The 21,614-nt window shown below is 50.8% G+C and carries 26 protein-coding genes; 15 read left to right on the top strand and 11 right to left on the bottom strand.

Annotated elements, in window-relative coordinates; genetic code table 11:
• Nucleotides 1–143: 143 nt before the first annotated feature.
• The 3 genes from LIX15_RS23795 to LIX15_RS23785 form a co-directional block, all read right to left on the bottom strand.
• Entirely contained in the window at nt 144–674 is a 531-nt protein-coding gene (locus LIX15_RS23795; RefSeq protein ID WP_390184813.1) for a PIN domain-containing protein, read from the bottom strand.
• Entirely contained in the window at nt 671–901 is a 231-nt protein-coding gene (locus tag LIX15_RS23790) for a DUF7317 family protein (RefSeq protein WP_227777266.1), read from the bottom strand. The genes LIX15_RS23795 and LIX15_RS23790 overlap by 4 nt, the downstream gene beginning before the upstream one ends.
• Nucleotides 902–1,034: 133 nt before the next feature.
• Nucleotides 1,035–1,454, bottom strand: coding sequence for a hypothetical protein (locus tag LIX15_RS23785; RefSeq protein WP_227777265.1), 420 nt, complete (start codon nt 1,452–1,454; stop codon nt 1,035–1,037).
• A gap of 333 nt (nt 1,455–1,787) precedes the next feature.
• On the opposite strand from LIX15_RS23785, the gene LIX15_RS23780 reads away from it, so the two are divergent.
• The 3 genes from LIX15_RS23780 (at nt 1,788) to LIX15_RS23770 (ending at nt 3,560) form a co-directional block, all read left to right on the top strand.
• Nucleotides 1,788–2,015: a hypothetical protein gene (locus tag LIX15_RS23780; RefSeq protein ID WP_227777264.1), complete on the top strand. Its 228-nt coding sequence runs from the start codon at nt 1,788–1,790 to the stop codon at nt 2,013–2,015.
• Between the two features lie 518 nt (nt 2,016–2,533).
• On the top strand, nt 2,534–2,782 hold the full coding sequence (locus LIX15_RS23775) for a DUF8156 family protein (protein WP_227777263.1): 249 nt from the start codon (nt 2,534–2,536) through the stop codon (nt 2,780–2,782).
• A gap of 4 nt (nt 2,783–2,786) precedes the next feature.
• Nucleotides 2,787–3,560 (top strand): hypothetical protein, encoded by a 774-nt coding sequence (locus LIX15_RS23770; protein WP_227777262.1) that lies wholly within the window; start codon nt 2,787–2,789, stop codon nt 3,558–3,560.
• A gap of 83 nt (nt 3,561–3,643) precedes the next feature.
• On the opposite strand, the gene LIX15_RS23765 is transcribed toward LIX15_RS23770, so the two are convergent.
• On the bottom strand, nt 3,644–4,363 hold the full coding sequence (locus LIX15_RS23765) for a helix-turn-helix domain-containing protein (RefSeq protein WP_227777261.1): 720 nt from the start codon (nt 4,361–4,363) through the stop codon (nt 3,644–3,646).
• Between the two features lie 95 nt (nt 4,364–4,458).
• Here LIX15_RS23765 and LIX15_RS23760 point away from each other — a divergent pair, with 95 nt between their 5' ends.
• The 11 genes from LIX15_RS23760 to LIX15_RS23710 all read left to right on the top strand — a co-directional run bounded on the left by LIX15_RS23760 (nt 4,459) and on the right by LIX15_RS23710 (nt 14,349).
• Nucleotides 4,459–6,177, top strand: coding sequence for an ABC transporter substrate-binding protein (locus LIX15_RS23760; protein WP_227777260.1), 1,719 nt, complete (start codon nt 4,459–4,461; stop codon nt 6,175–6,177).
• 54 nt (nt 6,178–6,231) lie between these two features.
• Nucleotides 6,232–7,188, top strand: a complete 957-nt coding sequence (locus tag LIX15_RS23755; protein ID WP_227777544.1) for an ABC transporter permease — start codon at nt 6,232–6,234, stop codon at nt 7,186–7,188.
• Entirely contained in the window at nt 7,185–8,096 is a 912-nt protein-coding gene (locus LIX15_RS23750; protein ID WP_227777259.1) for an ABC transporter permease, read from the top strand. The genes LIX15_RS23755 and LIX15_RS23750 overlap by 4 nt, the downstream gene beginning before the upstream one ends.
• Nucleotide 8,097: 1 nt before the next feature.
• The gene (locus LIX15_RS23745; RefSeq protein ID WP_227777258.1) at nt 8,098–9,270 is read left to right on the top strand and encodes an ABC transporter ATP-binding protein; all 1,173 of its coding nucleotides are present in this window, start codon (nt 8,098–8,100) and stop codon (nt 9,268–9,270) included.
• On the top strand, nt 9,267–10,433 hold the full coding sequence (locus LIX15_RS23740) for an ABC transporter ATP-binding protein (protein ID WP_227777257.1): 1,167 nt from the start codon (nt 9,267–9,269) through the stop codon (nt 10,431–10,433). The genes LIX15_RS23745 and LIX15_RS23740 overlap by 4 nt, the downstream gene beginning before the upstream one ends.
• Nucleotides 10,434–10,503: 70 nt before the next feature.
• On the top strand, nt 10,504–11,793 hold the full coding sequence (locus LIX15_RS23735; RefSeq protein ID WP_227777256.1) for an OFA family MFS transporter: 1,290 nt from the start codon (nt 10,504–10,506) through the stop codon (nt 11,791–11,793).
• Between the two features lie 4 nt (nt 11,794–11,797).
• Nucleotides 11,798–12,283 carry a hypothetical protein gene (locus tag LIX15_RS23730; protein WP_227777255.1) on the top strand — a complete coding sequence of 162 codons (486 nt, stop codon included), beginning with the start codon at nt 11,798–11,800 and terminating at the stop codon, nt 12,281–12,283.
• A gap of 491 nt (nt 12,284–12,774) precedes the next feature.
• The gene (locus tag LIX15_RS23725) at nt 12,775–13,101 is read left to right on the top strand and encodes a DUF7344 domain-containing protein (protein ID WP_227777254.1); all 327 of its coding nucleotides are present in this window, start codon (nt 12,775–12,777) and stop codon (nt 13,099–13,101) included.
• A 170-nt stretch (nt 13,102–13,271) separates the two neighbouring features.
• Complete coding sequence (ddfA, locus tag LIX15_RS23720) at nt 13,272–13,556, top strand: DdfA family disk-determining factor (RefSeq protein WP_345410848.1); 285 nt, start codon at nt 13,272–13,274, stop codon at nt 13,554–13,556.
• 328 nt (nt 13,557–13,884) lie between these two features.
• Complete coding sequence (locus tag LIX15_RS23715) at nt 13,885–14,034, top strand: zinc-ribbon domain-containing protein (RefSeq protein WP_227777253.1); 150 nt, start codon at nt 13,885–13,887, stop codon at nt 14,032–14,034.
• 69 nt (nt 14,035–14,103) lie between these two features.
• Complete coding sequence (locus LIX15_RS23710; RefSeq protein ID WP_425556736.1) at nt 14,104–14,349, top strand: VNG_1110C family protein; 246 nt, start codon at nt 14,104–14,106, stop codon at nt 14,347–14,349.
• 30 nt (nt 14,350–14,379) lie between these two features.
• Here the strand turns inward: LIX15_RS23710 and LIX15_RS23705 are convergent, their stop codons facing one another.
• The 6 genes from LIX15_RS23705 to LIX15_RS23680 all read right to left on the bottom strand — a co-directional run bounded on the left by LIX15_RS23705 (nt 14,380) and on the right by LIX15_RS23680 (nt 19,031).
• The gene (locus tag LIX15_RS23705; protein ID WP_227777251.1) at nt 14,380–14,628 is read right to left on the bottom strand and encodes a hypothetical protein; all 249 of its coding nucleotides are present in this window, start codon (nt 14,626–14,628) and stop codon (nt 14,380–14,382) included.
• A 196-nt stretch (nt 14,629–14,824) separates the two neighbouring features.
• Complete coding sequence (locus LIX15_RS23700) at nt 14,825–15,370, bottom strand: DUF7344 domain-containing protein (protein WP_425556737.1); 546 nt, start codon at nt 15,368–15,370, stop codon at nt 14,825–14,827.
• Between the two features lie 663 nt (nt 15,371–16,033).
• Nucleotides 16,034–16,312 (bottom strand): hypothetical protein, encoded by a 279-nt coding sequence (locus tag LIX15_RS23695; RefSeq protein WP_227777249.1) that lies wholly within the window; start codon nt 16,310–16,312, stop codon nt 16,034–16,036.
• A 39-nt stretch (nt 16,313–16,351) separates the two neighbouring features.
• On the bottom strand, nt 16,352–16,663 hold the full coding sequence (locus tag LIX15_RS33400; RefSeq protein WP_227777248.1) for a HalOD1 output domain-containing protein: 312 nt from the start codon (nt 16,661–16,663) through the stop codon (nt 16,352–16,354).
• A complete protein-coding gene (locus LIX15_RS23685) occupies nt 16,660–17,520 on the bottom strand; it encodes a DUF7344 domain-containing protein (RefSeq protein ID WP_227777247.1) in 861 nt (286 codons plus the stop codon). The genes LIX15_RS33400 and LIX15_RS23685 overlap by 4 nt, the downstream gene beginning before the upstream one ends.
• A gap of 224 nt (nt 17,521–17,744) precedes the next feature.
• Nucleotides 17,745–19,031, bottom strand: a complete 1,287-nt coding sequence (locus tag LIX15_RS23680) for an FAD-dependent oxidoreductase (RefSeq protein WP_227777246.1) — start codon at nt 19,029–19,031, stop codon at nt 17,745–17,747.
• Between the two features lie 516 nt (nt 19,032–19,547).
• Between LIX15_RS23680 and LIX15_RS23675 the strand changes: the two genes are divergently transcribed.
• Nucleotides 19,548–20,261, top strand: a complete 714-nt coding sequence (locus tag LIX15_RS23675; RefSeq protein WP_227777245.1) for a DUF7344 domain-containing protein — start codon at nt 19,548–19,550, stop codon at nt 20,259–20,261.
• Between the two features lie 194 nt (nt 20,262–20,455).
• Here LIX15_RS23675 and LIX15_RS23670 read toward each other — a convergent pair whose 3' ends face one another.
• A complete protein-coding gene (locus LIX15_RS23670) occupies nt 20,456–21,115 on the bottom strand; it encodes a dihydrofolate reductase family protein (RefSeq protein ID WP_227777244.1) in 660 nt (219 codons plus the stop codon).
• Nucleotides 21,116–21,614: the final 499 nt, after the last annotated feature.

Below are 21,614 nucleotides of genomic sequence, written 5' to 3'. Positions count from 1 at the left end.
AGGATGTCACGATCTCGTGTACACGAATTAACCAACTGGTTGCGCTAATACCTTCTCCTCGTAGGCATAGTAGGGGATTATAAACTGAACGACCTCTATTCCGTTGGAAAAGATTACACGGATACAGTAGCGGATGGCATCCGCTATTCCTCGAATCCGTCCGGTAGTACCGCCATCACGCTCTCAACCGGCGAAAAGTAGTTTCGCTTGTCGACCCACGTTGTTAACCACTCGTCTGCTGTCTCAACAGTTAATTGCCCCTCGACGACTCCTCGGACAAGAAGCCCAATTGAGCCAGTCACGGGAACGTCGTACGACGATGCGAGCGAACGCCCTCGTGCATCATCTGTAGCGAGTGTTCCTCCAGTCACGTGCGCACCCACAAGTGCCTCCGCTTCGCCGAGATCGAGCCGCTGCTGGATTTCTGGATACTCCTCTTGAAGCTCCGTGGCTGCACTTTCTCTGAGCTTGATCTCACCCGACTCAAGTATGTCAACTGCATTTTTCAGATACGTGTACCCTGCGTCGTAACCCTGTGACATTTCACCCTTGACGGCAGGGACGGTTTGGAGACCATCAAACGTCGAAAGGAGCCAATCGACAGAGTCGGTGCTCGCGTAGTTACTCAATACTGTTGCGTCAAGGAAAAGAGGGCGAGAGAATGGCTTGCTCATTCAATATCGAGTGCGACGTCAACTTCGTCGTCAAGATCGTCTTTGGTTTGTGGACCGAGGCGAAGCTCAACGCCTGCATCCTGGAGGATTTCCTCCATCTTCCAGCGAGTTACACCGGTGCGTTCTGCGGCCTTCCCGAGTGAGATTTCACCGAGAACATAGAGCCCGATCGTCGTCGCGAGCTCCTCTTTATTTTGCACGGTGTTGCTGCGGCGATCGGTAGCCATGGGATCTATTTGAACAAATGAGTGGCTGACCTATTAATGTGTCTCCAACTGTCTTGACTTCGGTATTCGCTTGTACGCGGGAAGTGGGCTGTTCGGATTTGGACGAGCGGCACACTGAGCATCTTCACAGGTTTCAGACTTGCTCACGCCGAATCGTCACGATATCTGCTGCCACTCGTTCAGATCCTTCGGCTGCAATCACGAGCAGATTCGGCGCTGGCGTACAGGGCGCTTGATCACCGACGTGAAATCCAGCATCTGCAGCACCCGGCAGTTGCACTTGATAGCCATTCCCTGCGGTTTGGAGTGAAGCGTTTGTAACGCGGTGGGTCGAGACGGTGTCGAGCGCGGCTGACGTCGCGAGTCCGACGATATTCTCGTCTGTGATACGGTCGATGTCGACGACGAGAAGGAGACCGTCGAATACAAACACGCGGATATTGGCAAGACGAGTGGGTTCGTCGTCAGTCTCTTCGACGAGTCCAGCGGCCCGGGCAGGCTTCGTCACTTGGAGAGCGAGGCCATCGCCTAACCGTTTGATGTTGTTGGGCATTGGTGGTTAGTATTGTATACTAACCTATGAGTATTCGCCTTGGCAGTTGCGCTCTTGGCTGGGCGTTGTTGGTGAGAAGCGTCGGGTCATGAATCCTCCCGTGTATTCAGTTTCACTTCCGCTCTGGTTGGCTGAAGTCTTTATCCATGGCGTCCAAAGAATGGAATGTAGTGAGCGTATCCCAGTAAGTGATATGGGGGTCTTGTGTTCATCCCAAAACCCATCCTCCCTCATATCGCGTGCTCATTCCTCTTATCACAATGAACTAACTAGTGGCTCGAATCAACCCTGACCGAGGGTTTACCTGTGAGGTGGTTAAATTTGAGAGTACGAATGGTTCCAAATGGGAAATCACCACTCACCCCACTTGCGCAAGACGCCCTTGACGCGCTCGCGAGGAGACTCCCAGATGAGAGAGAACTCACGTATGAGCACGCTTATACAATTTTGAAGGAGGAAGAAAACCTTGAGCGCCCTGCTGCCAAGGATATCATCGAACGACTCTACATGAAGGGCCATCTCTATGAGGTCGAAGGGAAGCTCCGGCTGACCGACTATTGACGACAAAATTGAGCAACTATCGGAGCATGCTGACTGATTCCATCGGTTGCGTATGTGGGTATCTACAATCAGCATTTGTGTTACCGGAACGCGTTTTATGCCACCGTCTGATGGTCTAACTGCGCTCTCACACCTGGCCAAAGAAGCCCCCGACGCCATCATGCGACGCTGACGGTCTGGCTGGTTGTGAGAGCCCTGCGATCGGCTTTCCTTGCCTTTCTCCGAGTGAGCGTTAGTGGGAACTGCGTTATTCGGAAAACCCAATCGGAAACGATTCAACTGGGCTATTGTCGACCGGTACTCCGGGATCTTTTTGAGACTCATCTCGGAGAGAACGTTCTGGAGAAGACGTACTGATTCGCTCCAAACTAACGGTAACAGAGCATCGACTTTACTTCATAGTCGGTGGCCAGCACAACCAGTACTCCCACCTGTTTCCATCGTCATTTCCTGTATTGGAATATTCGGAAGCGACCCTGGCTTGCCTAAGAGGATCTTGGTGGTCGTGTTTACCTGCAATGATGCAAAGTAGCCAAATCACGACGGGATGGGACGAGTATCGACGGGCACTTCGACCGACTGATCAGTTGGTTTTCGATCGACTCCTCGAGTACGCACAGCTGCATACCGATCCTAGCACCGTTCACAAGCCCCTGTTCGTTGAGACGCCGATCCTTATCTCGATCCTGATCGAACAGCAGCGACAACTCGACGACTTGGCGGATCGACTCGATCACATCGAGGGCGATTTGAACGATCGGGAATGAGTCGATGGTGTACAAAATCGACTCCGTCGACGGCGACGTACTCTCCTGGTCGGTGACTGAGACGGGGGTGAGTTGCGAGGTCGATGAATCGTATACACCGACGATCTACGTGTCCGTCCATGGTGACGACGATTTTTCGACGGCACGTGCCGCACTTCGTGATCATCCTGCTGTTGTTCGGGTTGCCGTGGTTGATGAACGCGTGAGTTTTCGCCACGATCCCGAGCAGGTACTCCGAGTGGATGTGGTCGCCCTTAACGCGGTCACTTCGGTGGCGCGAATGGTGAGCAAGTGGGGTTCCCCCGGCGAGTATCGGTGCTACAACGTCGACTTCTCGTGGGAGTTCCGCTACTGTCTCGAAGAGGGAATCGACCCGCTTCCGAAACACGAACTCTCGGAGATGCAGATTGCTGTCTCGGAGACAGAGCTGGCGAGTAAGAGGGTTACTGAACTCACGATTGACGATGAGGTGGTGACTGGGAGTGGCGAGGACGTGTTAGCAACGTTGTCGGCTCGTGTTGAGTCGGTTGATCCGGATGTGCTCTTCCTGAATACAAGCGATCTCATTCCAGTCCTCTTCCAGCGGGCCGACCGACTTGACGTGGAATTCCAGCTTGGGCGACGACTTGGGTGGCAGCAACTGGTGGGTGAATCGACATACGAAAGCTACGGGCAAGTCGGGCATTCACCGGCACGGTACAACCTGCCCGGGCGGGTGATCATCGACGGCTCGAATACGTTCATGTGGAATCAGACGAATCTAATTAGGTACGATTAGTATTTCAGAAATCATTGAGAAATCTCTTGTTGAGTTCGCTCAATATTATTAGAAATTATAATACATTGAATAAAAATTTATATCTATGGAATCAACTGTTCTATAGGCTCATCACCGCCGAAAAACCGTTGACCGGACTCACTCAATATCGTGTTTTCTGCTTTTTTCAGATGTTCCCATGCTGTCGATGGATGAACATCCATTGCTTCGCCGAGGTCATCCATAATGATGCCAGAACCATTCTCGTAGTAGCCTAATGCGTAAGCGGTTTCAAATGCCTCTTGCTGACGTGATGTGAGCCGAGTTAAAATTGCAGTCGAATCCATTGGCGGAGCGTCGGAAATCGTTCCCATATTTATGCACTTGCGTAAGTCGAGATCGTTATCAAGCGTTCCAATTTTCTCTATTAGATTGTAGAGCGATTCTTTTCGTTCGATATACACTCCCCAGTGTTCGATACCCCGCTGGACACTAACCGTGCTATCTCGGTAACAGCCGTGGGAACCGATGAGATTTAGGATACTTGGATTATCGCTGTTGTACTCGATTTCACTCGTAAAATATGCTTGTCCGGATTCTCCCTCTGATATCCGCCTAAATGACTTAACGAAGTTATGTTCTCGAAAAGTCATTTCGAATCGATTGATTTCAGCTTTCTTTCCACGAAGACGAATAAGTCTCTTTGCGCGATGACCTCTAATTTCTGCCTTTGAAAGGTTTTGAACGTGAATCCCTGGTATTTCTGCACTCGTATCTGAAATTGGGCAGCCATAGTGACGGATTGCAAGTAGCGCTTCCCACATGCAGATATATAGCCGACAATCTTATAATAACTTTTCTCAGATATCCCAATATATTGGGGTCAAACGTTTTTCACTATTAACTAAAGGATATACCTATGTCAATCATTGACAATTGGGATATGGAAGGGCCCGAAATCGACAGGCGGACAACAGTGAAACTACTTGGCGCAGCCGGTATGTCTGGCCTTGCTGGGTGCACTGGTGGCGGAGGAGGTGGGTCCGGTGGTGACTCAAAAAGTGGCGACGACAGCTCTTCAGCGACAATGGGTGGATCCATCGAGGCTGGTTTCCAGACAGACAATCTGGAATTTCTCGATCCGCACTATGTTGATAAGGGCGCACAGATGCAAATTGTTTCCAATGTTTTTAGTGGCTTATTGAAACTTAACGAAAATAGCAAAATTGTTGGAGACCTTGCAAAAAACTGGAAAATCCCTGATAAGAAAACCTACGTGTTCCACCTTCACGAAGGGGTTACGTTCCACAATGGAAACCCCTTGAAAGCAGAGCAGGTGAAGTGGTCCCTTGATCGTCTCATGGCGGATGAAAAGTCCGAACACCACGGTAAGGTCACGACCGTCGAGAGTGTTGAAGCCACGGGAGACCATGAGGTTACGATTAATATGTCAGAGCCGACTGCACCATTTCTGGCGTTTATGACCAACGTACCGGGAAGAGCGGGATCGATTGTTCACAAAAGTGCGGAAGACGATCCGAAATCGTACAACAAGCAACCGATCGGAAGCGGTCCGTTTAAAGTGGAGTCTCGCAGCATGGGAGAATCCATCACGCTCTCCAAATTTGATGACTATTGGGAGACTGACGACAAAGGAAATCAGCTTCCATATTTGGATGAAATAAAGATTCGACTTATTCCCGAACCATCGACGATGTGGTCGGCTATCACATCCGAAAGCATTCAGCATTGCGCCCAAATCACAGGTCAGTTTGCGAAACAGGGAGAGAATATGGGCTCTCTCGATGTTCGAAAAACCAGTTCGGGTGACTGGTCGTGTATTGCACCACTCGGTGCGGATCCTTCAAAATATCCTGAGAAGACGAAGGTTGCAAGCGGCTATGATACGATCACTACCAAATGGAAGGGAAAGGATATCCCAACGGCAAACAAGAAGGTCCGTCAAGCGATTGCGATGGCCATCGACCGGGACGAAATTGTAAAAAAAGCATACTTCGGTTATGCGATTCCGGCACATTCAGTGTTCAATCCAACGATGACAGTCGCCTACGAAAAGAAACCGAAGACAGGCCAGTACTACGATCCAAAGAAGGCGAAACAACTACTGGACGAGGCTGGCTATACCGGTAATCCTCGGTTCTCATTCAAACTGCTTGGCATGCCTGAGTACAAACGCTGGATGACTATTATCCAACAGCAGCTCTCCGACGTTGGGATTAAAGTCGAACTCGACATCCAACAGCCGTCGTCGTACTGGGATTCTATCTACCGCTATGACCATATGGTCACGACCTACGGCGGATCAACAGATATCGACCCCTATATGACCTGGTGGAAACAGCTTGGGACTCCAGACCCCGAAACAAGTCTCGGCGTCTGGCAAAAAAGCATGATGTTCGACAAGAAGTTCGACGATGCGCTTCTGAAATCGTTCAAGACGCCAAAACCTGAGAAGCGTAAACAGTACATCCGCGAGGCGGAGAAAGTGTTCCTCGATCAAGCGATGTACACGATGACCGTGTTCATGCTCAAAGCGAAAATCGACGTTTCTAGCCTCAAAAACGTCGGTATTCAGGCCGGGATGAGCAACTTCCATCAAGCATTTTTGGAGAACTAATGACTTCGATCATCCCACTCGTTGTGACCTTTTCCGGTGGTGTCTAGCGTGGGAATGCAGCGATATCTCGCGAAACGGATAATCCACGCTTTCGTCGTCATATACATCGTAGCGACGGTTGTGTTTGTTGCCGTTCGTTCAATTCCTGGTGACCCGGCCCGTTTGATGCTTGGTGGTGACGCCGATCCACAGGCACTCACAGCGGTCAGACAGGAACTCGGGCTCAATCAGCCCATGTATATCCAATATGTACGATGGCTTAGCGAACTCGTACAGGGCGACTTTGGCGAATCGATTCATACCCAACAGAGTGTTATCACAATGCTCATCGACGTAGCAGAGCCGACGCTGTCGATTGCTCTGCTCGGAATGGTGATTGCGATCTGTATCGCAGTACCCGCCGGTATCATCAGTGCCATCCATCGCTACTCCCCGCAGGACTATCTTGCGACGCTCGTTTCCTTTTTCGGCATTAGCATGCCAGGATTCTGGATTGGTATACTATTGATCCTGGGTATTGGCACTCGGTTTGAAGCCATCCCGTCATTCGGGTATGTCCCACTCTCAGACGGAATCGTTCCGTGGTTCAAACACATCCTCCTCCCTGCAATTGCGGTCGGCCTGCCATATGGCGGCATTCTCATGCGCATGACCCGGTCTTCGATGTTAGAAGTGCTAAATGAGGATTATATGCGGACGGCTCGAGCAAAAGGACTCTCTCCACGACTTGTCCTGTTCAAGCACGGATTCCAGAACGCGCTCATGCCAGTCGTCACAATCGCTGGTATTCTGTTGGCTGTTGTCCTCGGTGGGGTCGTCGCTGTCGAGATTGTCTTCGGTATTCAGGGACTTGGCCGACTGCTCATTAGTTCCATCAACCGGCGTGACTTCCCGGTGGTGCAGGGCACCGTCATCATCATCTCGTTCGTGTTCGTGTTCATGAATCTCATTGTAGACATGCTATATACGGTCATCAATCCCAAAATCAAGTACGGGGGTAGTGAACAATGATGTCGATACTCTCCATTGTCGAGTATGACTCTGATGGAGCAACGGTATTCGGCATTCGAACCGACCTCATCGAACGCCTCGTAGACACGATCAAGCGAGACTTCAAAGCAAAAATAGGACTTACGATCGTCCTTACGTTCCTTGCCGCAGCTATTCTCGCCCCTGAACTCGCTCCGTTCGATCCGATGGCACAGGAATTCGGGATGCTTCAAGCTCCCACACTCGCTGGTGACCATCCGCTTGGAACGGATTCGTACGGCAGAGATCTCTTATCAAGGATCATGTATGGCGCACGGATCAGTCTACTTGTTGGCGTCGGTGCTGTCTCCGTTGGTGCGATCGTCGGTGTCACGATCGGCCTTGTTGCTGGCTACTATGGAAGTTGGATCGACGATGTATTGATGCGCATTATTGATATCATGTGGGCTTTCCCGTGGTTGCTCATCGCGATCATGCTCGTCGCAATCTTTGGCCAAAGCCTCTGGAATGTCATCTTTGCGGTCGGGTTCGCATACGTTGACGACTTCGCTCGAATCACACGCGGTGAGGTACTATCGATTCGCGAAGAAGAGTACGCACTCGCCGCAAAAAGCGTCGGGTTAGGCGACCTCCAGATTATCGCCGAAGAGGTGCTCCCGAACACCGTTGCACCACTTATCGTCCAATTCACCGTTCTGGTTGCTCGTGCGATGCTCGCGGAGGCGACACTCTCCTTCCTTGGACTAGGTGTCAAGCCAACCACGCCGACTTGGGGAGCACTTCTCGGACAAGGTCGAAACTTCCTCACACAGGCGTGGTGGATCTCCGTGATACCCGGTCTGATGATCATGATCACCGTTCTCGGTATCAACCTCTTTGGTGACGCACTCAGGGACGCCTTTGACGTAAAGGATGAGGGGGGTGCCTAATATGAACGATGAACCATTACTAGAGGTTCGTAACCTTCGCACGAGTTTCAAAACTGAGCGAGGGACTGTTGACGCCGTTGACGGGGTTTCGTTCGAAATCTATCCTGGTGAAGTGTTCGGCGTGGTTGGCGAAAGTGGGTCGGGAAAATCCGTCACAGCACTCTCGTTACTCCAGTTACTTGATTCGAATAGCACCGTCGAGGCTGACGCCGTCCGGTTCAAAGGTGAAAACCTCCTCGCCAAATCCGATGCCGAGATGCAGGACGTTCGTGGTGGCGAGATCAGTATGATCTTTCAAGACCCGTCGACGTCTCTCAATCCAGTGATGACAATTGGCGAGCAAATCGCCGAGGTCTACCGTCAGCACGCCAGTTCAGCTGAATCCGGTGGTTTCTGGCCGGAGATGAAACGAAAGTACGTGACTGGTACCAGTAAAAAGAGTGAATCGTGGCAGCGTGCCATCGAATTGCTCGACATCGTTGGCATTCCTGACCCGGAAGCGCGTGCAACTGAGTATCCGCATCAGCTTTCTGGTGGAATGCGACAGCGCGTCGTCATCGCACAGGCGCTCGCTGGCGATCCCGAACTCATCATCGCGGACGAACCGACCACTGCACTTGACGTGAGCATCGAAGCTCAAATCCTGAACGAACTCGTCGATCTCAAGAACGACTACGATGTCTCGGTAATGCTCATCACCCACGATATGGGTGTCGTCAGGGAGACATGCAATCGTGTCGCGGTAATGTACGCCGGTGAACTAATGGAGCAAGCAACGGATGATGACCTCTTCGCAGAGCCACACCACCCCTATACTCAGGGGCTCTTGGGCTCTATCCCACGAATTACGGACGACCGTGAATGGTTGGACGTAATCGAAGGAACCGTTCCGGATCTCATCGACAAGCCGGCGGGTTGTCCGTTCCGAGACCGATGCGATCGAGCGTTCGAAATGTGTGACCAGCCACTTGTTGCGTACGATGCCAGTTCAGATAGCAACTCCGAACCCAGTGAACACACGGCATATTGTCATCTCCACAACGATCACGTTGAAACCAATGCGGATGGTCACGCAGTCGACATCACTGAGGGTGCCCACGCGGAAGTTGAATCCAAGCGAGTCGATGCAAAGAGCGATGAAATGGTGCGAGCAGATGGCGGTGATAACCAATGAGTTCAGAGACAGCTTCGATAGCCGAGGAAAAACGCGGACGACCAGAGAGAGAACCGCTGTTTCACGCAACAGGTGTGAAAAAACACTTTTCGACCGATACAGGGCTCATTGACCGTCTCGTTGGTGATGATAAATCGGTCAAAGCGGTTGATGGCGTCGATATCATGGTTGGACACGAAGAAACACTCGGCCTCGTTGGTGAGTCTGGCTGCGGCAAAACGACGCTAGGACGGATTCTGTCTCGGCTTTACGAGCCAACGAATGGCACACTTATGTTCGAGGGGAAGGATATCACCACTCTCGAAGGCAAGGCACTGAAAGACCTCCGGAAAGATATACAGGTAATTTTTCAGGATCCGCTGTCCTCACTCAATCCGCGAAAGACGGTCGGTGAAATCGTCGAAAAACCTCTCACAGTGCACAATATCGAGACAGAACAGGGAACACGTGAGCGTGTTGTTGAACTGTTCGAAGAAGTCGGCCTTCGAAAATCCCATCTGGATCGCTATCCACACGAATTTTCGGGTGGTCAGCGCCAGCGAGTCGGTATTGCACGTGCCCTTGCTGTGGAACCCAAATTGATCATTGCAGACGAACCGGTTTCTGCATTGGATGTTTCGGTGCAAGCCCAAATTATCAACCTTCTGAAACGACTCCAAAATGAGTATGGGATCTCTTACCTCTTCATTGCCCATGACCTCTCCGTTGTCAAGCATATCTCCGATCGTGTTGCTGTGATGTATCTGGGCAACATCATCGAAACAGGACTAACAGCAGACATCTACGGCAATCCCCAGCATCCCTACACGCGGGCACTGTTGAACTCGATTCCGGATCTCGAGGGTGATGGATCCATGCGCAAAAATCCGCTATCGGGTACTCCTCCGAGTCCTATCGATCCTCCCGAAGGCTGTCCCTTTCACACGCGTTGTCCGGAGTATATCGGCGGCGAGTGCGAGGGTTCGAAACCCGAACTTCAGTCAGTGGCCCACGTAACCGGGTCCATTGGGCAGACGATGCCAACTGACAATGAGACCGAGGTAGTTGACGATGAGCACCGGTCACATCTCGCTTCCTGTCACTGGTTGGAATACTCTGCGGACAAACGGCGGGCGCAGGATCCGTATGCTAGAGAAAACAATGGAGCTGAAAATGAGTCGTGACGAACATCCATTGATTCATTTGAGTAGTCCCATGGAGATGGTGACCGATACCACGATGGTGGACTGCTGAATGGCAGCAGATAGAAGCGATGACTATGCACAGCGTGCTCGCGAACAGCTTGGCTTTTCACGCTGGTGGCTTATTGTTGCCGCAGCGATTGCGATGGCTGTTGTCAGCCCATATCAATATGTTTGGTCTTCCATCGAGGGACCACTGGCGCGGGATCTCAACATCCCTCTCACCCAACTTGGCTTCGTGTTTACGCTCTTCGTCATTTTCCAGTCGGGATCACAGTTCCCGGTAGGTTGGTGGCGTGACCGACACGGCCCACGAGGGATAACACTTGCTGCTGCCGTGCTCGCTGGTGGTAGCTATTTTGGTCTCGCATATGCAACGGCAGTCTGGCAGCTTTATGTCTTGTACTCGCTTGGCGCGATCGGTGTGGGCATCGTCTATACAGTATCGGTGAATACGGCATTAAAGTGGTTTCCCGATCGACGCGGTCTCACCACGGGCACCGGTACAATGGCATTCGCGGGCAGTGCGGCACTCTTCGTTCCCTACGTCCGCGCGAATGCCTCCATCGGTGGCTATAGTGAGGTGCTACGAAACATGGGGCTCGTCATCAGTATCGCCATTTTCATCGCTGCATTTGTTTTGCGCGACCCCCCGGCAAACTGGAGTTTCCGTGACGACGCAGGTGAAAAGCACTACTCTCGGCAGGATTATACTTGGCGCGAGATTCTTGGCACATGGCAATTCTGGGTAATGTACGGGATTTTTGTCGCGGTGAGCGGGGCGGGCTTAATGCTTACAGCGAAGATTGTCCTGTTCGCTCAGCAGATGGAGTTGAACTCGGTGACGGCTACGATGTCGGCGACGTTACTACCGATCGCTGGTGGCATCGGCCGTCTCATATTAGGAGACCTCTCCGATCGGGTGAATCGGCAGAAGGCAATGGCAGCGTCGTTTACGCTCTGCGGCCTCGGTCTGTTTGCAGTCGTCTGGTTCGGGCAAACGAACTCGAGTCTCGGTTTCATCATTTCAGTTGTCGTAGCTACATTTTTCTGGAGCCCTCAGTACACGCTTTTTCCAAGCCTCATAGCTGACTACTACGGTGAGACTCATTCTTCAGCTAATTATGCACTCCTCTACTCGGGCAAAATGTGGGGCGGCGTTTTCGGTGGCGCAGTTACTGCATGGCTCGCTACAGCGACGAGTTGGGCCACTGTATTCAGTATCGGCGGTGTGTTCGCCATCTGTGGTGGTCTGGCCGCACTGGTTTTGCGTTCACCGACGGATAATTCACAACCCACCAGTGATGTCGTTCGCTCGCCCACGCCAGGGGGCGACGAATAATCGCTTGACACCGATCGAAGGCGAGGAACAGACGTCGCTGTCTGCGCTTGTTTCGGAGATTTCCGAGGAGGTGGAGATTCGGCTTGAGCATGAAGCGCACTACGACTGGATAGCGTTCGTTCCGTTGCGTGATTCGGATGCGGGTGCGTTGACGAAGTACTTCGGGAAGGTCGCTGGTAAAGACGAGTACAAATATCGGGGCATTGAGTGCCGTCAGCGGAGTACACCGTCGTATATCGACGATGCGCAGAAAGCGTTGATTCGAGCAGTGGATGAGTATCGTGACCCGGAAATGGTTTGTGAGGAATTGCGCTCGTGGGTTGATCGGCTTGAGCGCGGGGCAGTCGATCCGAGTGAATTGGTGATTACGAATCGAGGTTCGAAAAAACGGGAGGATTACACGCAATCGACACGGAGTGTGGCGGCATTAGAGCGAGCGGCGGATTTGGGGTTGAGATGTGCCTTGGTCAGAGTGTGTCGTATGTGGTAGTCGACGATGCGAAGTGTTCTCGGGAGCGAGGAAGTTGGTAAGTGAGTATGATGTCGGTTTTATCGAGAGTTGTTGGTTCGTGCGGCAACGAGTGTGGTATCGCCGCTTGGGTGGCGTGAATCAGATATTGAGGAGGAAATAGGGCAGTATACTGAGTCTAGTTTGACATCGTTTTAATGATTCGAGGAATGTCTCCATTTGGTGACCCACCGATCTATCGAGGGTAAGGTAGAAATCAGCTAGTGAAACAGATGGTATTTTACTCTCTTTGCAAGTCGGGATGGTGTGGTGAAATTCATGGCTGAACTATCTCTTTTCACACTATTACCAACAAATAATCACCTCTCTTTCGTAGGCCATAAGATTAAAATTGCTAGCTAGTAACTATGTGAAAGAACACTGCGTAGCCGATGTCCGATTATGTCAATTAAATGCTTGTATATAAAATTGAAAATACCAATATCAGAAATCACTCACCTAATCAATAGATAATGATACGTAACGCCACCGCTCCATCTGAACCATCGCTCGACGCATTGTTTGAAATCCTCGACAATCAACAGCGCCGCTATACTCTTTATCTCCTCTCGGAAATGAATGGTGGCTCAACAGCGTTCTCAGTACTCGTTGACGCGCTCTCCGACGATCTCGAGATACCTCATGAGCGTCTTCAAATAAATTTGCACCACCGTCATCTACCGAAAATAGCTGACTACGGCCTGATCGAATTTGATCCGCAGGAAGAAATCATCCGCTATCAGGGCAATGATCGGCTTGAAGCATTGTTAGAAGTTTGTCAGCGGCGGGAGTGGGACTAATCGCGGGGGCAAGACATAGATCAGCTCTTCTGAAAGGCGATGTTGTACACGATTGTACAGAAAAACTCCGTTAATTTCTTAGTGGTAGCGCCAATTTATGGACTCGTTGAGAACAGCTACCTAATAAACACCTTGCAATATCACCGTGGCTGTTCTTGTGGAAAGAACCAATGGAATCAAATTCAACTAACATGGAGAATAGATTATCACGTACTGATGGATCTCGTTCGGTAACTGAGCAAATTCTGCGAGTAGTTGCAGAATCGGACGGACAACCCAGTGAGGAACTTAAGCCGTTATACGAAGCGATCGATCCAGACGCACTCACTGCACTCTTCGCACCGAAAGCAGATGGATCGTCCCGTTCTGTTGGCGAAGTCTCGTTTGAGTATGCAGGCTATTGGGTAACTGTGTCGAGTGAAGGCACTGTAGAACTTGACGCTACCGACCAATAGGTACGACGACCTAAGTGATCGCCGATTTCTTCTTGCGCTTAGAAGTGGACAATCACTCTACTCGTAGAATGGTTGACTGCTGTCGCAATATCCTACCGAACGGAAATCTGGTCACAAAGCCCCCTAATGAGAGGGCTTCTCTCGCCCACAGAGATGTATGAGATTCACACTGTGGTATGTTATCACCCCATTTAATGTGGGGAATTGATTCTCTTGTTCGTTTGGGCTGGTGAGAGCGCCCATTTGCCTTTTCATGGTGCAATCGTTTTATTACAGGGCCAATACGAAACCGAATTCTTATTATGTTGGATGGGGAAGGACATTGGCTATGTCACTTTCCACTGCAGTGCAGCGGTGGTTAACTGACGAGGATGGCCTCGTCTATGAGTGCCGGAACTGTGGGACGACACTGGAGGCCACCGATCAGCAGTGTCCGATCTGTGGGTCGGCCAAAATCGTCGTCTTCGACGTTTCATAACCCGATTTTGAGATCGCTCTGCGTGTTTCTAGGCTGGATGAAATAATTCACCTACTGTACTATGGATCGGTGACGTCATTTGTACGTATTATAGTCACTCAAAGAGTGACCGATGCCAGTTGGTTTCGCGATAATACCCAGATTGTGCTGCCGACAGGAGCACTGGATGACTGCCGTGACGAGCTTGAACAGCGATTCATGATCACGGCCGTTGATGAGCAAGACACGACTCGTCTTATCGGGAATCCCGTTGTAATCCCCAAGGTTCATGACTGGCTTGTGTCACAGGGACTTGTCCCTCCAACATCTGACTAAGATTGAATGGCCTGCGTCTCTGTCTACCTTTCATTGCCGAGCGAACGGTGAATCCGATTGTCCCGTGTGAAAGTAGATCGCTCGTTTCTGCTCGGGAAGATGCGTGTCGGCTTCTACGTCATATCGGGCGGTACAGCGGCGAGGATACCGTGTGAAAAAGTCGAACACAGTCCCTGGGAAGAGATCCTCCCATCGGAGTCCCTGTCCAATCACGAGTTGTTGGTCGTACGATTTTCCACACAGTGGGCACTCATCCGTATCTGGTGTCGGTGCGGACATAGTGTATACTCTAGTTGGCTTCATCAAGGATGGATTTGACGGCGCTCATCACCTCCTCAAATTTCTCGATGGTCTCATCCGCGAGCGTACTCATACGAGAAGTTAGCTACTTGCGATGGAAATATAGTTTGACGAATGACTCCTCTTTACACTCAGTTTCATCTATAGAATAACAGCTGTTTTACGATGATCGGTTTTAATCGTCGGTAGAGTGGAGTTCTGGTGGTGTATCTGGGATTGTGTTTTGCGCATACCAATAATGGGTAGCCGCCAATATTCCGTATGCAGTCAGGACACCAAGTAACGCTACAAACCAGGATAAGATAGCTACTGGATAGAACTGAATCCAGATCCCCGTGAAAAGGAGTACACTTCCCAGTGCGAGTCCACAATAATAGCGATTCCATGGACGTATTGGCCTAGTGAACACGTTCAGATAGTCGTCAAATATTTGTATACGGTTCGTCGGCTGTATTTCCCTGGTCTCTGGGTTGTAATCTATGACTCCGGCATTGGCGAGTGCCGGAATGTGGGTCTGGTACAGCGAAATATAGACCCGTTTTCGCTGTTCGTTGAGGAGGTCTGCAGGAGTGGTATTGTATTCCCATGCAGCAACGTGGTCAGTCACATCGGCCAAGTCGACAGTGCAATTTTCTCGTCGTAGATAGTGAACTGCATATCGACGCCGCAAACTCTTCAACAACTCGAACACCTGATCTCGTGAAAGTTCAGTTCGGCTCATTGAATCGTTCATTTGTTCAGTGAATATCTTCATGTCACTCTCCTCGGTGAGCGGCGATTGAGGCCAACAAGACAGAGTCCACCATTATACAGGCTACTCTCTCTTCTTCGGCTTTGTTATCTCGCTGCTATTTATGGTTAGCAGCCCTGTATAGCCACTGTCATAGGAGTATAATTACCGCTCCTTGTTGAGTGAGTATTTGAACGGTGGTTTTAGCACTGCTGTTTACTTTCGTTACTCATACTCAATTCATTAGTGAGGGCATTCACCGGCTGAAGGTACTCAGTACCGCTTCGCAAGAACTTCTTGTTCGAGATAAGGGAGCGTCTACTTCCAATCGACCATACGAATGGTATTGCTTTGACTATCTGCCAACTAGCTCTCCTGATTTTGGTGCTGTCATTCGCATTCACGTTTGTAGACTCGTCCTATAGACCCGGTGGTGAAGTCACGAAGCACTAGATGCCGGTTACAACATTGTAATAGAGGGGATCGCGATAGCGACCCCCTCCGTTTCGCAGAAAATGACGCAGAAAAAAGACGTACTCCACCGTAACCAACACATTAGTACCACCATGTGTCACCGCCAACGCGGTGTGAATCTCGTGTGGTGGCGTGGCTCAAGAGGGGGTTCGACGAACCCCCGTGATTACAACACTATAATCAGCGCCCTCCGTTTCGTTCCGCGTTGGCTTCGTGGGCTCGCATCCATCCGGCTAAATCGGGATGGGCGAACGTGATTTCGATATGATGCCCACCGACGCCCATTGCGTCGTCGATCGACAGCGTTCGTGACTCCTTGTAAGTCACACCGGGTACCCGTTCAGCCATCTCTTCCATCACCCGATACCCGTCGTTCTTGTACGCACAGCCGTAATGCGTTGCGACTTCTCGATAGCCCAACCGTGCGACCATTACGTCGTTCGTCTGTGCAATATTCATCTCGGTATCAGAAGATGGCGAGAGTTGATTAGCTGGAAATCACTCCTCTGTCTCATCTTTTACCACAGAGACTTCGTTACGAGAGACTGTGACCTCACACCCATTGAATGCAAATGACATTCTTGCTCTCACCGTATCCCTCGTTTCAGTAAAGACCCGATCTAGAAGATCAGGATCAATTACGTCGTGTAGTGGATCGAGACTAGTCGAAGGTGTATTTGTGATTGCTGCAACTGCCCTCACGACAGCGATACTCGGTAATTGACCATCCTCGATACAGTATGTAAACTTATAGTCTCGGTTTGATCGATCGATATCTGATCCACCGTCGGTGATATATGGCTTAGTCATGGTTCAAATGGAAGTCGGCTTCGAAAATCATCACTCTGATAATCAAGATGATCCAGTCGTGAACCTAATAAATCACGAACGAGGACAACCAAAGGATTGTTCAACCCACTCCCGATCATGGCGGTCTCAGTGGGCATCCCACTGGTGTTTTCCTCGTCCAAAAGTGCAAGCATGACTTTTTGGCGATCGGCGAGCATAAGTCGGCCAACGTTTGAGCTTTTTGGTGGTATTCTCATCCAGTCAGATTGTGGTTCCCAGAGGGTTGCTTCTGGAAGGTTTTGGCGGACGATATCACGGACATTTTGGTTCCGTGAACCAAGATAGATATCGACGCCGCGTTCGATGGCGTCTTCTGCGCGATGAATGCATTCCTCTTCGAGTAAGTCGTCGGAAACATACATACAAAACAACTCTTCATCGGCCTCATCAGCCAATGATTGGCCATATTCAATGACGTTCTCTCGCTCCTCGATCAGTCCAATCGCGTTTTCATCTGGCCTCGTTCCAGTTTGAGTTTCAGGTAGCAGCTTGTCGATTTCCTCCCCAGATAGCCACGTAGTATCAACGGTCGTATCGCCACTCTCGCTTACAAGATTTTCATCGCGATCATATTCGACTAACCCTGCGTCAGCGAGTTTCGGCAGGTAATTGTGGTGGAGTGAGATGAGAACTCGCTCAACCTTCTTTTCGTATTCATCTGAATCCAATATGGTGATATGACGAGTGACAATTCGGTCGGCAAGTTCGGAAACATGGAGTGGTTCATCGGAATTACGGAGAAGAGTCAGTATTGCTTGATGGCGTGGCTCAGCCAGAAGACGGCGGATTTCGCTCTCAGGTGTGACTCCCCAATTCATTATCAATTGGTAGCAAGCGACATAGTTAAATCCAATGGCTATTTAAGCATCTAAATTCGTTGCCATCTCTGCTCTTGGTTCGAGGCAACTCTTCATTCAGCAGTTGCTCTCACAGATCTTATGACGCGGTTGTCAGTTTTCGCTCCGAGGAAGTTTTTGGCTTGTTGCTTTAGAGAGTATAACGACTGTCGGGATACCTCTGTCGTGGTCAGTGTTGATTATCTTCATCTCTCTTGAGGGACGTCCATCAAATAGCCTGTATCAACACCGATCGGCGCTGGACCCCACATGAATGTGTCTCGTGCCCGTTTCGGGAGCGGCGTCCGGGAGATTCCCCAGAAGAGCGACCGCAGTAGCGGACGCTTCATCCCATCTGGAACGATGTTGCCGAATTTGACGAACGTAGAGAACGGTCGCTCGGCTCGGCGCTGGAATCGCACGACCGCTTCGACTGCCGGTCGTCGGATGGATTCGTACTTTCTGAGTGATTCGGCAGGGAGTGAACCTGTGGTCTGATTCAGTGCGGTCATGATCACCGAATGGGCGGCCACTGCATCTTGGATCGCCATCCCATTTCCTTGACCACCCACTGGGGACGCAACGTGAGCGGCATCACCGACGAGCAATAGTCCATCACGCCTCCATTCGTCACTGATGCCTGGTTCGATATGTAGCAACGAGCATTGTTCGAAGTCAGTGAGGTGCTCTGGAAGGACAGTGGCAAGACTCGGATCGATGGCGACGAGTTGTTCGTGTAACTGTTCGATGCCTCGTTCTCGTACTTGCGGGTATGATCCCTTCTCGATAGGCCAGCCTAATTGTGCCTCGTCCCTCCCGAGCCCAAACGAGAGCAGTGCACCGGTGGAGCCGACTTTCGCCAATACCGGGTCGTCAATAGCCGTCGCGGGAAGTTTGAACCAGAGCAGTTCGAGAGAGGACTCAAACAGTCCTGGGTCGATGCCAGCCGCGTTCCGAATCGTCGAATATCGGCCGTCAGCACCAACGACGAGACGGCTGCGAATTGCAACGGATTCGTCGTGTTCCCGATCGGTAGCTTCGACGCCGACGACTTGATTCCCTTCACGGACCAGATCCGTTGCTGCCGTTCCATTGCGGTAGGTAAACGAGTCGAATTGCGACGCCTCATCGATAAGCGCCTGAAGCAACGGTGGTTGCTCCATTAATAAGGCGTAATTGTACGGTCCAGGTGCCGCTTCGAGTGACATTATCGGATAGGATTGATCATAGACGTCAACTGCAATATCATGGACTTTGGTATGCTCTAGCGTGAGAACACGGTCCAACACATCCATTTGGTCGAACACGCGCAATACCAGTGGTTGGAACAGAAAGCCACGGAACTCGCGCTCAAGACTCCGCTGACGTTCGAGCAAGATCGTCTCGACTCCACTTCGCGCCAGCAGATAGCTGAGGACACACCCGGCTGGTCCTGCGCCAACAACAACGACGTCGGTCTCGATGGTTGTATCGTTGGGTGTGGAATCCATCATTCAAGCAGTCTCTTTTGTACTATCCTTTGGAGAAAAGAAGATACACTTCGATCTCGTGTTTCATTGGTGTGGAAACTGATTGTCGACATCATTCTATTGAATAGAATCTGCTCTGTTCCTAGAAGAACTCTCGCACCTCATCCCTGGCATCTTGATTAATCCTCCCGATGATTCTACTGGTGACGATCATCAATACAGTCGGTCACTACTATACTCGTTCGGTCATAAATCCGCGCACCGGGCCCGAATCGGACTGTGGTGATCTCCGAATTAATTTCCCATTGACCAATCGACTAGTCACGTTCGATTCTAATCGCCAGACTGCTCCGACTATTTCCGATTCTGCAACTGAGCTACTACTCTCGATATATGTGATTAGACTACCGTAGTAGATTCAAAATTACCAAATTTCATTCTATGTAGTAAATTTTCGTTTTGTTTGTTTTAGTTTATCCAGCCTTGATATCTGTCGCTATTGGCGGTTTCACGCTCTAATTCGCGGCTCAACGCTGAAATGTGGACGGCCAATACCTTCATATTACCATCGTGCTTGAACTCATCGAACTCATGAGCGCATCCTCCAAGCCGGCTGACTCCGCTGGTGACGCTACCTCGTCACCCGAAGACACCGCGTCGTCTCAACCACTGTCAAAGGATACGATTTTTCATATCTTACAGGTACAGCGCCGTCGTTTGACCTTGCAGTACCTCCACGGGCGAACAGGCTCCGTTTCGTTGCGCGATCTTGCCGAGCAAGTCGCAGCCTGGGAGAACGAGATGTCGGTGGTTGAATTATCTTCGAAAGAACGCCAACGTGCCTACATTTCACTGTATCAAACTCATCTCCCAACCCTAGATAAAGAAGGCATCATTGAGTACGACCAGGATCGAGGAACAATCAAACGAACGCCCCGTGCTGACCAATTTGATCCGTACCTGTTTGACACCGTTCCACAGGACTCATCCGAATCTTCCACGGACAATGCGTTGAATCACCGATGGGAACGGTATTATCTCGGTGGGACGCTGTTCAGCACGAGTCTGTTGGGTGCTAAATTGCTTCAGCTCCCACTTGTGTCACAATTGTCGTCTCAACTAATCATCCCAACCATTTTGTCTGTCTTCTCCATCCTTACGGCAGGCCACTACTATACTCGGTCTGTACTCTCAGAGTCTAATCCCATTGAGAAAGTTGCCCAGTTATTCTCTCGGCGCGGACGAAGTAAATAGTCGGATATGAGTGGTTTCTCTGGTACAGCAGAGTTGTCGTGTCTGAAGAGCTGATGATGATCTTTCGTCGGTCATTCGGTACAACCGCGGGTTTACATCGGAGATTCCCGAGCAGATAGAGATCCGACTCAAAGACAAAGCCCTCTACGACTGGATTACGTTTGTCTCGTTGCGTGATTCGAATGCTAGTACAATCACTCTACCCCATCATCCAGCGCGAACGAGCCGTAATCGATCTCTCCTGCTCGGTCAAATCGGAGCATCTGAACTCCCGTACTTGATGTCTCGGCAGTCGTCAGCTCAAGGGCTGCTGGAATCGTTCCGTCCTCGAACAACCGCTTTCCGTCTCCCAAGACTAAGGGGAAGATCCAGAGCCAGAACTCGTCGACGAGATCGTGTGCAAGCAGCGTCTGGATCAGATCGTGGCTCCCCTGCACTATGATCACGTCCCCGCGTTCCTTCTTGAGGTCCTCGACGGCCTCGGCGACATCGCCCGAGAGAAGTGTTGAGTTGTTCCATTCTACCGCATCGAGGGTTCTGGAGGCAACGTACTTGGGCATACTGTTCAGTTTCTCCGCCGCGGGGTCGTCCTCCGCATCGACATTAGGCCAATGCGCAGCGAAGATCTCGTACGTTTTTCTGCCGAGCAGCAACGCGTCAGTCTCTGCAAACTGACCGTCCATGACCTCGCCCATCTTTTCATCCCAGTAGTTGACCGACCACCCACCATGGTCGAAGCCACCGTCACGGTCCTCGTCCGGACCTCTTGGTGCCTGCATCACTCCATCGAGTGTCAAGAATGTTCCCACGACAAGTTTCCCCGTTTCCCCGTTCGCGTTTGTCTCGCTCGCCACAAGCACCTAAACCGTTGAATCTAGTAAAGACCGTTCTGGCTCATCAAGTTAATGTCTATCCGACAAATCAATCCTTCCTATTTGTCACGCCCGTCCTAACAGATGACGGGGACGATATCCAGATGCTGACTCGTCGGCTCGGACCATGTCGGCACGTCCTCACTCAGGCCGTCCTCGAGCTAGTGGGAGTCGTCAATTATACCATTGTAATAGAGGCGGATCGCGAACGCGACCCCCTCTGTTTCGCAGAAAATGACGCACTCCACCGTAGTGCACGTGTGGCAGTCCGATAATGAGATCCGGGCACAGGTCAATAATCAGCGTGAATAGCTCAGTTGAAAGTACAGATGAAGAAAACCAAGGCCGTCGGAGCTGAGCCCCGTTAGAGTTGTCATCTCCTGTTATCGCCGGCACTACGAACAACATCACGCCAAGTCTATTACTATAATTTCCAGTGACCGAATTAAGTACTCGATAACGGCACTCCCGCCAAAGAAGT

Origin of the sequence: Haladaptatus pallidirubidus (assembly GCF_020700235.1) — an archaeon.
Taxonomy (GTDB): Archaea; Halobacteriota; Halobacteria; order Halobacteriales; family Haladaptataceae; genus Haladaptatus; species Haladaptatus pallidirubidus.
Note: the sequence above shows the minus strand (reverse complement) of the source record. Positions and strands in the feature narration are given on the sequence as shown.

What these genes read in the sequence shown, in the direction of transcription:
- LIX15_RS23795 (WP_390184813.1), bottom strand. Translation starts at nt 674, where the DNA reads ATGAGCAAGCCATTCTCTCGCCCTCTTTTCCTTGACGCAACAGTATTG.
- LIX15_RS23790 (WP_227777266.1), bottom strand. Translation starts at nt 901, where the DNA reads ATGGCTACCGATCGCCGCAGCAACACCGTGCAAAATAAAGAGGAGCTC.
- LIX15_RS23785 (WP_227777265.1), bottom strand. Translation starts at nt 1,454, where the DNA reads ATGCCCAACAACATCAAACGGTTAGGCGATGGCCTCGCTCTCCAAGTG.
- LIX15_RS23780 (WP_227777264.1), top strand. Translation starts at nt 1,788, where the DNA reads ATGGTTCCAAATGGGAAATCACCACTCACCCCACTTGCGCAAGACGCC.
- LIX15_RS23775 (WP_227777263.1), top strand. Translation starts at nt 2,534, where the DNA reads ATGATGCAAAGTAGCCAAATCACGACGGGATGGGACGAGTATCGACGG.
- LIX15_RS23770 (WP_227777262.1), top strand. Translation starts at nt 2,787, where the DNA reads ATGGTGTACAAAATCGACTCCGTCGACGGCGACGTACTCTCCTGGTCG.
- LIX15_RS23765 (WP_227777261.1), bottom strand. Translation starts at nt 4,363, where the DNA reads ATGTGGGAAGCGCTACTTGCAATCCGTCACTATGGCTGCCCAATTTCA.
- LIX15_RS23760 (WP_227777260.1), top strand. Translation starts at nt 4,459, where the DNA reads ATGTCAATCATTGACAATTGGGATATGGAAGGGCCCGAAATCGACAGG.
- LIX15_RS23755 (WP_227777544.1), top strand. Translation starts at nt 6,232, where the DNA reads ATGCAGCGATATCTCGCGAAACGGATAATCCACGCTTTCGTCGTCATA.
- LIX15_RS23750 (WP_227777259.1), top strand. Translation starts at nt 7,185, where the DNA reads ATGATGTCGATACTCTCCATTGTCGAGTATGACTCTGATGGAGCAACG.
- LIX15_RS23745 (WP_227777258.1), top strand. Translation starts at nt 8,098, where the DNA reads ATGAACGATGAACCATTACTAGAGGTTCGTAACCTTCGCACGAGTTTC.
- LIX15_RS23740 (WP_227777257.1), top strand. Translation starts at nt 9,267, where the DNA reads ATGAGTTCAGAGACAGCTTCGATAGCCGAGGAAAAACGCGGACGACCA.
- LIX15_RS23735 (WP_227777256.1), top strand. Translation starts at nt 10,504, where the DNA reads ATGGCAGCAGATAGAAGCGATGACTATGCACAGCGTGCTCGCGAACAG.
- LIX15_RS23725 (WP_227777254.1), top strand. Translation starts at nt 12,775, where the DNA reads ATGATACGTAACGCCACCGCTCCATCTGAACCATCGCTCGACGCATTG.
- ddfA (WP_345410848.1), top strand. Translation starts at nt 13,272, where the DNA reads ATGGAATCAAATTCAACTAACATGGAGAATAGATTATCACGTACTGAT.
- LIX15_RS23715 (WP_227777253.1), top strand. Translation starts at nt 13,885, where the DNA reads ATGTCACTTTCCACTGCAGTGCAGCGGTGGTTAACTGACGAGGATGGC.
- LIX15_RS23705 (WP_227777251.1), bottom strand. Translation starts at nt 14,628, where the DNA reads ATGTCCGCACCGACACCAGATACGGATGAGTGCCCACTGTGTGGAAAA.
- LIX15_RS23700 (WP_425556737.1), bottom strand. Translation starts at nt 15,370, where the DNA reads ATGAGCCGAACTGAACTTTCACGAGATCAGGTGTTCGAGTTGTTGAAG.
- LIX15_RS23695 (WP_227777249.1), bottom strand. Translation starts at nt 16,312, where the DNA reads ATGAATATTGCACAGACGAACGACGTAATGGTCGCACGGTTGGGCTAT.
- LIX15_RS33400 (WP_227777248.1), bottom strand. Translation starts at nt 16,663, where the DNA reads ATGACTAAGCCATATATCACCGACGGTGGATCAGATATCGATCGATCA.
- LIX15_RS23685 (WP_227777247.1), bottom strand. Translation starts at nt 17,520, where the DNA reads ATGAATTGGGGAGTCACACCTGAGAGCGAAATCCGCCGTCTTCTGGCT.
- LIX15_RS23680 (WP_227777246.1), bottom strand. Translation starts at nt 19,031, where the DNA reads ATGATGGATTCCACACCCAACGATACAACCATCGAGACCGACGTCGTT.